Annotated in this window: 9 protein-coding genes and 1 tRNA gene; 8 read left to right on the top strand and 2 right to left on the bottom strand. The window is 69.8% G+C overall.

Annotated features, from left to right (window positions below; all coding sequences use genetic code 11):
* Positions 1 to 910 (bottom strand): sensor histidine kinase (locus AWZ10_RS15735; RefSeq protein ID WP_060891369.1); only part of this gene is annotated, 910 nt, incomplete at its 3' end.
* A gap of 252 nt (positions 911 to 1,162) precedes the next feature.
* Here AWZ10_RS15735 and AWZ10_RS15730 point away from each other — a divergent pair.
* The 6 genes from AWZ10_RS15730 (at position 1,163) to AWZ10_RS15705 (ending at position 5,962) form a co-directional block, all read left to right on the top strand.
* Positions 1,163 to 1,234: transfer RNA gene (locus tag AWZ10_RS15730), tRNA-Gln, on the top strand.
* Between the two features lie 123 nt (positions 1,235 to 1,357).
* Positions 1,358 to 2,806, top strand: a complete 1,449-nt coding sequence (gene glmU / locus AWZ10_RS15725; protein ID WP_079104377.1) for a bifunctional UDP-N-acetylglucosamine diphosphorylase/glucosamine-1-phosphate N-acetyltransferase GlmU — start codon at positions 1,358 to 1,360, stop codon at positions 2,804 to 2,806.
* 110 nt (positions 2,807 to 2,916) lie between these two features.
* Positions 2,917 to 3,891 carry a ribose-phosphate diphosphokinase gene (locus AWZ10_RS15720; RefSeq protein ID WP_037705614.1) on the top strand — a complete coding sequence of 325 codons (975 nt, stop codon included), beginning with the start codon at positions 2,917 to 2,919 and terminating at the stop codon, positions 3,889 to 3,891.
* A gap of 198 nt (positions 3,892 to 4,089) precedes the next feature.
* Positions 4,090 to 4,680, top strand: a complete 591-nt coding sequence (locus AWZ10_RS15715; RefSeq protein ID WP_046706157.1) for a 50S ribosomal protein L25/general stress protein Ctc — start codon at positions 4,090 to 4,092, stop codon at positions 4,678 to 4,680.
* Between the two features lie 74 nt (positions 4,681 to 4,754).
* Positions 4,755 to 5,357: an aminoacyl-tRNA hydrolase gene (gene pth / locus AWZ10_RS15710; RefSeq protein WP_060891367.1), complete on the top strand. Its 603-nt coding sequence runs from the start codon at positions 4,755 to 4,757 to the stop codon at positions 5,355 to 5,357.
* Positions 5,358 to 5,446: 89 nt separating this feature from the next.
* Positions 5,447 to 5,962 (top strand): hypothetical protein, encoded by a 516-nt coding sequence (locus tag AWZ10_RS15705; protein WP_240439662.1) that lies wholly within the window; start codon positions 5,447 to 5,449, stop codon positions 5,960 to 5,962.
* Positions 5,963 to 6,151: 189 nt separating this feature from the next.
* Here the strand turns inward: AWZ10_RS15705 and ppc are convergent, their stop codons facing one another.
* A complete protein-coding gene (ppc, locus tag AWZ10_RS15700) occupies positions 6,152 to 8,884 on the bottom strand; it encodes a phosphoenolpyruvate carboxylase (RefSeq protein WP_060891366.1) in 2,733 nt (910 codons plus the stop codon).
* 383 nt (positions 8,885 to 9,267) lie between these two features.
* Here ppc and AWZ10_RS15695 point away from each other — a divergent pair, with 383 nt between their 5' ends.
* Positions 9,268 to 10,302 (top strand): acyl-CoA desaturase, encoded by a 1,035-nt coding sequence (locus tag AWZ10_RS15695; protein ID WP_046706160.1) that lies wholly within the window; start codon positions 9,268 to 9,270, stop codon positions 10,300 to 10,302.
* On the top strand, positions 10,299 to 10,976 hold the full coding sequence (locus tag AWZ10_RS15690; protein ID WP_046706161.1) for a TetR/AcrR family transcriptional regulator: 678 nt from the start codon (positions 10,299 to 10,301) through the stop codon (positions 10,974 to 10,976). The genes AWZ10_RS15695 and AWZ10_RS15690 overlap by 4 nt, the downstream gene beginning before the upstream one ends.
* The last annotated feature ends 64 nt before the right edge of the window (positions 10,977 to 11,040 follow it).

Below are 11,040 nucleotides of genomic sequence, written 5' to 3'. Positions count from 1 at the left end.
CGGCGGCCGCCCCCACCGCCGCCAGAGGCACGGGCACCGGTGCCGGCTCCGCCCGCGCCATCGACGAGAACCCCTCCCCCGACCGCAGCACCCCGAGCATCTCCCGCAACTCGGTCAGCGCCTGGCGCCCCATGTCCCCCACGAGCGCCGCGTTCCGCACGGCCTTCTCCGGATCCTTCCGCGCCACGGCCTGGAGGGCGGCCGCGTGCACGACCATCAACGACACCCGGTGCGCGACCACGTCGTGCATCTCCCGGGCGATCCGGGTCCGCTCCTCCCCCCGGGCCCACTCCGCCCGCTCCTCCGCCCGCTCGGCGAGCAGTTGCAACTCCCGCTCCAGTGAGTCCGCCCGCTCCCGCAGACTCTCCATCAGCCGTCGCCGCGCCCCGACGTACATCCCCAGCAGCACGGGCGGCGCGGTCAGCCCGATCGCCATCGTCACCGCGAGGAACGGCGCGAACGCGTCCCCGCCCCCGACCGCCCCGTCCCCCTGGATGTCGCTCTGCGTCGCCTGCACGAACCACACGATGAACACACCGGCGAACGCCATCCCCGACAACGCCCCGATGATCCGCCGCGGAGCCTCCGACGCCGCCAGCGTGTACAGCCCGACGAGCCCCATCAGATACCCCATCTGAGCGGGCGCGACAGCGATGAAGACCAGCACGACGGCGACGGGCCACATCCGCCGCACCAGCAGGACGGAACCCGCGAGCGCCCCGAACGCGACCCCCACGGCCTCCGGCAGCGCGGCGTTCCGCGCGAACTCGACACCCTCCACCGCGCACTCGACCGCCGACACCAACGCCAGCCCACCGTCGAGCAACGCCCCCCGCCACCGCTCCCACCACCACGGCCCGGCCCTTTCCCCCGTCCCGGCCCCGGTGCGGTCTTCCCCCGTCGTGGTCATGACCCAAGCCTACGTTCGAGCGCCCCCGCTTTTCCGGCGAGTTTCCCGTACCGGCGCACACCGCCCCGCCCCGCCGAACGGAAGCGAAACCACCCGCCGTCCCCCGAACTGCCGGGAGGCGGAGTGCGGCTGCCCGGTCATCTGCGAAGTCGGGTGCGCCTACTTGTACCGTCGCGTGGAAGGCGTCCTGTGCGGCATAGTAGGAGGCGCCATTCGACAGCCTGGCCAATTGTCCGGTTGAATCGAATTCAGTCCCCCGTGGTGTAATTGGCAGCACCGTGGCTTTTGGTGCCATTTGTCCGGGTTCGAGTCCTGGCGGGGGAGCCTCACAAGGACGAGTCCTCACCCAGGTGAACGGGTCAGGACCCGACTCACGTTTCCCCCTTACAACGCCCCGGTATCCTGCGGATGTCCACACCCACCCATCCACAGCCGAAGGGCATCCCCGTGAGCGCAACCCGCCCGGCAGCCGTCGTCGTACTCGCAGCGGGTGAGGGCACCCGTATGAAGTCGGCCACACCGAAGGTTCTGCACAGCATCTGTGGCCGCTCCCTGGTGGGTCACGTCCTCGCCGCCGCAGGCGAGTTGGACCCGGAGAACCTGGTCGTCGTCGTCGGGCACGCCCGCGAGAAGGTCACCGCACACCTCGCCGAGGTCGACCCCGACGTACGTACGGCGGTCCAGGCGGAGCAGAACGGCACCGGGCACGCGGTGCGGATGGGGCTCGAAGAGCTGGGCGGGGTCGTCGACGGGACGGTCGTGGTCGTCTGCGGCGACACCCCCCTGCTCACCGGCGCGACCCTGCGGGCCCTGGCCGCCACCCACTCCACCGACGGCAACGCCGTCACCGTGCTGACCGCGGAGGTCCCGGACGCCACCGGCTACGGCCGTATCGTCCGCGACGGCGCCTGCGGTGCCGTGACCGCCATCGTGGAGCACAAGGACGCCACCGAGTCGCAGCGCGCGATCCGTGAGATCAACTCCGGGGTCTTCGCGTTCGACGGCCAGCTCCTCGCGGACGCGCTCGGCAAGGTCAGGACCAACAACAGCCAGGGCGAGGAGTACCTCACCGACGTCCTCGGGATCCTGCGCGAGGCCGGGCACCGGGTCGGGGCCTGCATCGCCGGGGACCACCGTGAGATCGCCGGGATCAACAACCGCGTGCAGCTCTCCGAGGCCCGGCGCATCCTCAACGACCGGCTCCTCACCGACGCCATGCTCGCCGGCGTGACCGTCATCGACCCCGCCACCACCTGGATCGACGTCACCGTCACGTTCGAGCAGGACGCGCTCGTCCACCCGGGCACCCAGCTGCTCGGCGCCACCCACCTCGCCGAGGGCGCGGAGGTCGGGCCGAACGCACGGCTGAAGGACACCAGGGTCGGGGCCGGCGCGCGCGTCGACAACACCGTGGCGGACGGCGCCGAGGTCGGGCCGCAGGCGAGCGTGGGGCCGTACGCGTACCTCCGTCCCGGTACCCGCCTCGGTCTCAAGTCCAAGATCGGCACGTTCGTCGAGACGAAGAACTCGAACATCGGCGAGGGAACGAAGGTCCCGCACCTGTCCTACGTCGGTGACGCCACCATCGGCGACTTTTCGAACATCGGCGCGGCGAGCGTGTTCGTGAACTACGACGGGGAGAGCAAGCACCACACCACCGTCGGTTCGCACTGCAAGACGGGTTCGGACAACATGTTTGTGGCGCCTGTCACGGTCGGGGACGGCGCGTACACCGCCGCCGGGTCCGTGATCACCAAGGATGTGCCGCCCGGTTCGCTTGCCGTGGCCCGTGGCCAGCAACGGAATATCGAGGGTTGGGTGGCTCGCAAGCGTCCGGGGAGCGCGGCGGCCAAAGCGGCCGAGACGGCTTCCCGGAAAGGCGAAAGCGAAGGCTGACCGGAAACAGGTGCGCCAAGGACGTCGTACCGTGATAAGTGCACACCCGCACCCCAGCTGAGCCAGCGGCTTCCGCGTGCCCGGCTGAGAACCTCTGAGGAGACAGTGCTGTGACCGGGATCAAGACGACCGGCGAGAAGAAGATGATGTTCTTCTCCGGCCGCGCCCACCCCGAGCTTGCCGAGGAGATCGCCCAGCAGTTGGGTATCGGGGTCGTCCCGACGAAGGCCTTCGACTTCGCGAACGGCGAGATCTACGTCCGCTACGAGGAGTCGGCGCGAGGTGCGGACTGCTTCCTGATCCAGAGCCACACGGCTCCGATCAACAAGTGGGTCATGGAGCAGTTGATCATGATCGACGCGCTGAAGCGTGCGTCGGCCCGCTCGATCACCGTCATCGTGCCGTTCTACGGTTACGCGCGCCAGGACAAGAAGCACCGTGGGCGTGAACCGATCTCGGCGCGCCTGGTCGCGGACCTGATGAAGACGGCGGGTGCCGACCGGATTCTGGCCGTGGACCTGCACACGGACCAGATCCAGGGCTTCTTCGACGGCCCCGTGGATCATCTGTTCGCGCTGCCGCTGCTCGCGGACTACGTGGGCGCGAAGGTGGACCGGAACAAGCTCACGGTGGTCTCGCCGGACGCGGGCCGGGTACGGGTGGCGGACCGTTGGTGCGACCGTCTCGGCGCGCCGCTGGCGATCGTGCACAAGCGGCGTGACAAGGACGTGGCGAACCAGGTGACCGTCCACGAGGTCGTGGGTGAGGTCAAGGGCCGGGTCTGCGTCCTGGTGGACGACATGATCGACACCGGTGGGACCATCTGTGCCGCGGCCGACGCGCTGTTCGCGCACGGTGCGGAGGACGTCATCGTGACGGCGACGCACGGCGTGCTGTCGGGTCCGGCGGCGGACCGGCTGAAGAACTCGAAGGTGAGCGAGTTCGTGTTCACGGACTCGCTGCCGACGCCGGGCGAGCTGGAGCTGGACAAGATCACGGTGCTGTCGATCGCGCCGACGATCGCGAGCGCGGTACGTGAGGTGTTCGAGGACGGTTCGGTGACGAGCCTGTTCGACGAGCACTGACGGTCCTCGTCCAGATCGATTTCCCTAGATCGATTTCTTGTACGGCCTCCCCGCTGCGTAAGCTGTCACAGTTGCTCGGCGAGGGAGGCCGTACACGTGTGACGCGTGTGTACGGCGGTCCGTTATCGACGCGCTCTTCGTAGCAGGCCGATGGTTTGGCCGGGTGACCACCTTTCCCCAATTCTACGAGGAGTGAACATGGCCGAGGTCAAGCTCGCAGCCGAGACCCGCACCGAGTTCGGCAAGGGCGCCGCCCGCCGTATCCGCCGTGAGAGCAAGGTTCCCGCCGTGGTCTACGGCCACGGTGCCGACCCCGTGCACATCACGCTGCCCGGCCACGCGCTCCAGCTCGCGCTGCGCACCCCGAACGTCCTGCTCAGCCTGGACATCGAGGGCAAGACCCACCTCGCGATCCCGAAGGCCGTGCAGCGCGACGCGATCAAGGGCTTCCTCGACCACGTCGACCTCCTCCTCGTGAAGCGCGGCGAGAAGGTCAACGTCGAGGTCTACGTCCACACCGAGGGCGACCTGGCGCCGGGCGCCTACCTGCTCGAGCACGTGCTGAGCACGCTGAACGTCGAGGCCGAGGCCACGCACATCCCCGAGTCGGTCACCGTCTCCATCGAGGGCCTGGAGGCCGGCGCCGCCATCCTCGCCAAGGACATCCCGCTGCCGAAGGGCACCACGCTGGCGACCGACGAGGACGCGGTCGTCCTCCAGGTCCTGGCCGCCCAGGCGGAGGAGCCGTCGGAGGACGCCGCCGCGGGCGACGCTGCCGCCGAGGCCTGATCCTCAGGCTCTGTCATCGGTTCGTCAGCCGCTGTTCCCTTCGGGGGGCAGCGGCTGGCGTGTATCAAGGAGACATGGACGTGACGACCGATCCGAGTGCGCCCTGGCTCATCGCCGGCCTCGGTAACCCCGGGCCCGAGTACGCGGCGAACCGGCACAACGTGGGGTTCATGGTGGCCGATCTGCTGGCCGAGCGGATCGGGGGGAGGTTCAAGCGGGCCGGGAAGGCGCAGGCGCAGGTCGTGGAGGGGCGGATCGGCCCTCCGGGGCCGGCGAACCGTCGGGTGATCCTCGCCAAGCCGATGTCGTTCATGAACGTCTCGGGCGGGCCGGTGACCGCCCTGCGGGACTTCTACAAGGTGCCGGTGGCGAACATCGTCGCGATCCATGACGAGCTGGACATCGACTACGGCACGCTGCGGCTGAAGTTCGGCGGCGGTGACAACGGTCACAACGGGCTGAAGTCGATGACGAAGGCGATGGGCCCGGACTACCACCGCGTGCGGTTCGGAATCGGTCGCCCCCCGGGCCGGATACAGGTCGCCGACTTCGTGCTGAAGGACTTCTCCTCCACCGAGCGCAAGGAGTTGGGCTACTTCGTGGACCGGGCGGCGGACGCGGTGGAGTGCCTGGTGATCGACGGGCTGGAGCGGGCGCAGGGGACGTACAACTCCTGATCCGATCCGGACAAGTCCCGATTCGCGCGATCCCCGCGCCCGCCTGCGAGGGTTGACCGACCACGGTGCCATGGCCAATGATCCCCGCCATGCCTGCCACCAAAGCCCCCGCTCACCGCTCACGGCGCCGGCCGCGCCCGGGCGGCGCGTCGGTCGCGCTGCGGTACGGGCGGCTGGCGGCCATGGGCGCGATCGCTGTGCTGATCCTGATGGCCGGGGTGTGGGGTTCCTGGGGCTGCGCCCAGCACGTGATGCTGAGCAAGGGGCGCGAGCAGGGGACGCTGACGGTGTCCCGGTGCGCCGACGACACCTGCTGGGGGCCGTACGAACCGGTGTCGACGGGGTCGCGGGCCCGGGATCGGGTCGACATCGAGCGGTCGGTGGCGGTGGAGACGGGTGCGACGTACACCGTCGTCGTGAAGCCGGGCAGCAGCGATGTCGTCCGGACGGGCCCGGCGGGCCTGTTGCACGCCTGGGTGCCGTTGGGTGGGGCGCTGTTGCTGGCGGCGGTGGTCGTGGCGGGCGGGTTGCGGATGGTGCGGTCGGCGTGGGTGCTGGGCGGGCTCGGCGTGGCGCTGATCACGGCCGCCTGGGCGGCGCTCTGAGGAGGTTGTCGGCTGACGGCCGGTGGGCTTCTCGCACAGCTCCCCGCGCCCCTGAAAAGCAGGGGCTGCGCCCCGTGCTTTTCAGCCCGCCCGGCCGTCGTCCTCCAGGCCCGCAGGGCCTGGTCTTCAGGGGCGCGGGGAACTGCGCGACAAGCCCCCACCGACCGTCAGCCGACAACGAACCCGGGATCAGCCCGTGTTGCGCAGCCCCGCCGCCACCCCGTTGACCGTGAGCAGCAAGGCCCGCGCCAGCAACGGATCGGCCTCCGCCTCCGCAGCGGCAGCGTCTCGCTGGCGCTTGAGGAGGGCGACCTGGAGGTAGGAGATCGGGTCGAGGTAGGCGTCGCGGATGGAGAAGGTCTGCTGGAGGACCGGGTCGGCGTCGAGGAGCTTGCCCTCGCCGGTGATGCGCAGGACCTCGCGGACGGTCAGCTCGTGTTCGGCCCGGATGGTGGCGAAGACGTGCTTGAGCTCGTCGGGGACGAGGGTGTCGACGTAGTGCTGGGCGATCCGCAGGTCCGTCTTGGCCAGCGTCATCTCGACGTTGGAGAGGAAGTTGCGGAAGAAGTGCCACTGTCCGTGCATCTCGTCGAGCACGGTGTCCAGGCCCGCTTCACGCAGCGCCTTCAGTCCGGAGCCGACGCCGAACCAGCCGGGCACGATCTGCCGTGACTGGGTCCAGCCGAAGACCCACGGGATGGCCCGCAGGCCGTCGAGTCCGGCGCCGGAGTCCGGGCGGCGCGAGGGCCGGGACCCGAGGTGCAGGTCGGCGAGCTGGTCCACGGGTGTGGCGGCGAAGAAGTACGCGGGGAGGTCGGGGTCCTCGACGAGCCGGCGGAAGGCGGACTCCGCCGCGTCGCTGACCAGGTCCATGGCCGCGTCCCAGCGGGCCAGGGCGTCCTCCGACTGACGGGGAGCGGTGTGCAGGGCGGAGGCCTGGAGGGTGGCGGCGACCGTCAGTTCCAGGTTCTCCCTGGCCAGGGACGGGACGAGGTACTTGTCGGAGATGACCTCACCCTGCTCGGTCACCTTGATCTCACCCTCCAGCGTGCCCCACGGCTGCGCGAGGATCGCGTCGTGCGAGGGGCCGCCGCCACGGCCGACCGTGCCGCCGCGGCCGTGGAAGAGCCGCAGCCGTACGCCGTACCGGTGGGCGACGTCACGCAGGCGGCGCTGTGCCCGGTGGATCTCCCACTGCGAGGTCGTGATGCCGCCGAACTTCGAGGAGTCGGAGTAGCCGAGCATGACCTCCTGGACGTCTCCGCGCAGGGCGACGAGCCGCCGGTAGGAGGGGTCGGCGAGCATCTCCTCCAGGATCGTGTCGGCGGCCTTCAGCTCGTCGGTCGTCTCCAGCAGCGGCACGATGCCGATCTTGGCCCAGCCGCCGTGCAGATCGATGAGCCCGGCCTCGCGCGCCAGGACCGAGGCGGCGAAGACGTCGTCGGCACCCTGACACATCGAAATGATGTACGACTCGATGACCTCGGGGCCGAAGACGGCCAGCGCCTTCTTGACGGTCTCGAACACACCGAGGGTCTTGGCCCCGGCGGCGTCCAGCGGCGCGGGCGTCGGGGCCAGTGGGCGCCGGGAGCGCAGTTCGCGGGCGAGCAGCTTGTGGCGGTACTCGCGGGGCATGTCCTCGTAGCGCCAGGACTCCTCGCCCAGGCGGTCGAAGAGCTGGCCGAGGGCGTGGTGGTGGGCGTCGGCGTGTTCGCGGACGTCCATCGTGGCGAGCTGGAGGCCGAAGGCGGAGAGCGTGCGGATCGTGCGGTTCATCCGGCCGTCGGCGAAGAGGCCGCCGCGGTGCTCGCGCAGCGAGGTCTGGATGAGGGTGAGGTCGCGGAGGAGTTCGGCGGTGCCGAGGTAGTCGCGGCCGTCCTCGTGCGGGATGCCCCTGGCCAGGCGCTGCTTGGTGTTCTCCAGCTTCTGCCGGATGCAGGTGGCCTTGAGGCGGTAGGGCTCCTCGGCGTTGAGGCGCTTGTAGCGGGGGCTGATCTCGGGCAGGGCTTCGAGGTCGGCCTGGAGCGAGGTGAGCAGTTCCTCGGTGGCGCCGGTGTAGCGGATGGAGTTGGAGAGGAAGCCGCGCAGCTCGTCGATGAGTTCGAGGGCGTCGTTGATGCCGTGCTCGTGCTGGAGGATGAGGACGTCCCAGGTCACCTGGGGGGTGACGTTGGGGTTGCCGTCGCGGTCGCCGCCGATCCAGGTGCCGAAGGTGAGGGGGCGCGTGGCGTCGGGGATCGTCACGCCGACCCGCTCCAGCTCGGCCGTCAGGTCCTCCAGGACGTCACCGACCGCGCCGGCGTGCAGCTCGTCCAGGTAGTAGATGGCGTTGCGGGCCTCGTCGGCGGGCTCGGGACGCACGACGCGCAGTTCGTCCGTCTGCCAGACGAGGTCGATGTTCTCGGCCAGTCGGGTGTCGTGGCGGCGGCGGTCGGAGTCGATGACGGGGGTTTCCAGCAGTGCGGCGATGCGCCGGAGCTTGTTGAGGACCGACCGGCGCGCGGCCTCGGTGGGGTGGGCGGTGAAGACGGGGCGGACGTTGAGGTTCCCGACCGTCTCGCGCAGGTGCTCGGGGTCGGCGTCCTTCAGGCGATCGGCCGTACGGGCGAGAAGACCGCCCTCCGCGGCACGGCGTGCCCTCAGCTCGCGGCCGCGGTGCACCTGCTCGGTGACGTTGGCCAGGTGGAAGTAGGTGGAGAAGGCGCGGACGAGCTTGGCGGCGGTCTCCAGCTCGGTGCCGCGCAGCAGTTCGGCGGCGGCTTCGCCGTCCTCGCGGGTCAGGCGGCGGACGCGCTCGACGAGTTCCAGGAGTTCGGGTCCCTCCTGTCGTACGAGGGTCTCGCCCAGCAGATCGCCCAGGCGCCGGATGTCGGCGCGCAGCTCGCTGCTGACCGTCGTGGTCTGGTCGTCGGCACTGCTCACAGGTGCGGCTCCTTGCAGTGTTGAAGCTCGTCCGGAGGGGAACCCGGGCGGGGACCCGGCGGCTCGGGCCGCTGTGCGGGCCCAGGCATCAGGGCAGGATTCAGAGCGGACCGCGCTGTCCGACCGAGTCCAGGATAGGCGTCCACCTGGGCGCCTCCGGCGACGGGTGCCACTTTTGCGGCACTGAGTGCCACCTTTCCACCGGGCCCGCCCGTCACACCTGGACGCGCAGACAGGTGGGCCCTTGCCGCCCCGCACCGCGCTGCCATACTTACGATGCCGTAGGTTACGGAACCGTAGGGAAAGCCGACAGGTAGCCCCCGCACGCTGTTGCCGCAGGCACTTCCCCCCTCTCTCCACCCTCGACCCCCCAGGGGACGCCCATGAGCACAAGGTCCGATGTGATTGAAGAAGCCCCGAATTCGAACGGTTCCCCAGGCTCCGCCGCGACCGACTCCGCCACGCCGTCGGCCACGCTGGGCGGCGAACAGAAGCGTTCGATCGAGCAGATCACGCTGCTCCTCTTCATCACCGTCCCGTTCCTCGCGCTCCTCGCGGCGGTGCCGCTGGCCTGGAGCTGGGGAGGCGTGAGCTGGCTGGATCTCGGCCTGCTGGTGTTCTTCTACTACCTGGGCTGCCACGGCATCACGATCGGCTTCCACCGGCACTTCACGCACGGTTCGTTCAAGGCCAAGCGCCCGTTGAAGATCGCGCTGGCGATCGCCGGCTCGATGGCCGTCGAGGGCCCGCTGGTCCGCTGGGTGGCCGACCACCGCAAGCACCACAAGTTCTCCGACGCCGAGGGCGATCCCCACTCGCCGTGGCGCTTCGGCGAGACGCTCCCCGCGCTGATGAAGGGCCTGTGGTGGGCCCACATCGGCTGGATGTTCGACGAGGAGCAGACCTCGCAGGAGAAGTACGCGCCCGACCTGATCAAGGACCCGGCGCTCCGGGCGATCTCGCGTCAGTTCATCTACTGGACCCTCCTCTCCCTCGCCCTGCCGCCACTGATCGGCGGTCTGGTGACGATGTCCTGGTGGGGCGCGTTCACCGCGTTCTTCTGGGGCTCGCTCGTCCGGGTGGCGCTGCTGCACCACGTGACCTGGTCGATCAACTCGATCTGCCACGCGGTCGGCAAGCGCCCCTTCCAGTCCCGCGACCGCTCGGGCAACGTGTGGTGGCTGGCGGTCCTGTCCTGCGGCGAGTCGTGGCACAACCTCCACCACGCCGACCCCACCTCCGCCCGCCACGGTGTGGAGCGCGGTCAGCTGGACTCCTCCGCGCGGCTCATCCGCTGGTTCGAAGTGTTCGGCTGGGCGTACGACGTCCGCTGGCCGTCACGCTCGCGTATCGATTCCAGGCGTAAGACGGGTGAGGACGGCACCAGGCAGCGGAAGGCACCCGCCGAGACGGCATGATTGACGCCGTGGCGACCGACTCCAGCAGCACCCCGAGCAACGAGAAGCCGCGGCGTGTCCGCCGCACCCGGATGACGGGGGCCGAGCGCCGTCAGCAACTGCTGGAAATCGGTCGCACCCTCTTCGCCGCGAAGGGCTTCGAGGGCACGTCGGTGGAGGAGATCGCCGCCAAGGCGGGGGTCTCCAAGCCGGTGGTGTACGAGCACTTCGGCGGCAAGGAGGGCCTCTACGCCGTCGTCGTGGACCGTGAGATGCGCCGCCTTCTGGACATGGTGACCAGCTCCCTCACGGCCGGCCACCCCCGCGAACTCTGCGAACAGGCCACCTTCGCCCTCCTCGACTACATCGAGGAGTACACGGACGGCTTCCGCATCCTGGTCCGGGACTCCCCCATCCCCCAGTCCACGGGTTCCTTCGCCTCGCTGATCTCCGACATCGCCACCCAGGTGCAGGACATCCTCGGCCGCGAGTTCAAGAACCGCGGCTTCGACCCCAAACTGGCCCCCCTCTACGCCCAGGCCCTGGTCGGCATGGTCGCCCTGACGGGTCAGTGGTGGCTGGACGTCCGGCGCCCGAAGAAGGCCGAGGTGGCCGCGCACCTGGTCAATCTGGCCTGGCACGGCCTGGACGGCCTCAACCAGAAGCCGCGGCTGATCGGGCACCGCAAGAGTTAGCGGGCGGGACGGGCGGTGCGGTCGTCGGGTGGGCGCGGGTGAGTGGGGCTTCACGCACCCGAGC

Origin of the sequence: Streptomyces europaeiscabiei (genome assembly GCF_001550375.1) — a bacterium.
In the GTDB taxonomy this organism is placed as follows: Bacteria; Actinomycetota; Actinomycetes; order Streptomycetales; family Streptomycetaceae; genus Streptomyces; species Streptomyces europaeiscabiei.
This window is presented reverse-complemented; position numbering and strand designations above follow the sequence as displayed.

What these genes read in the sequence shown, in the direction of transcription:
- AWZ10_RS15715 (WP_046706157.1), top strand. Translation starts at nt 4,090, where the DNA reads ATGGCCGAGGTCAAGCTCGCAGCCGAGACCCGCACCGAGTTCGGCAAG.
- pth (WP_060891367.1), top strand. Translation starts at nt 4,755, where the DNA reads ATGGACGTGACGACCGATCCGAGTGCGCCCTGGCTCATCGCCGGCCTC.
- AWZ10_RS15705 (WP_240439662.1), top strand. Translation starts at nt 5,447, where the DNA reads ATGCCTGCCACCAAAGCCCCCGCTCACCGCTCACGGCGCCGGCCGCGC.
- AWZ10_RS15695 (WP_046706160.1), top strand. Translation starts at nt 9,268, where the DNA reads ATGAGCACAAGGTCCGATGTGATTGAAGAAGCCCCGAATTCGAACGGT.
- AWZ10_RS15690 (WP_046706161.1), top strand. Translation starts at nt 10,299, where the DNA reads ATGATTGACGCCGTGGCGACCGACTCCAGCAGCACCCCGAGCAACGAG.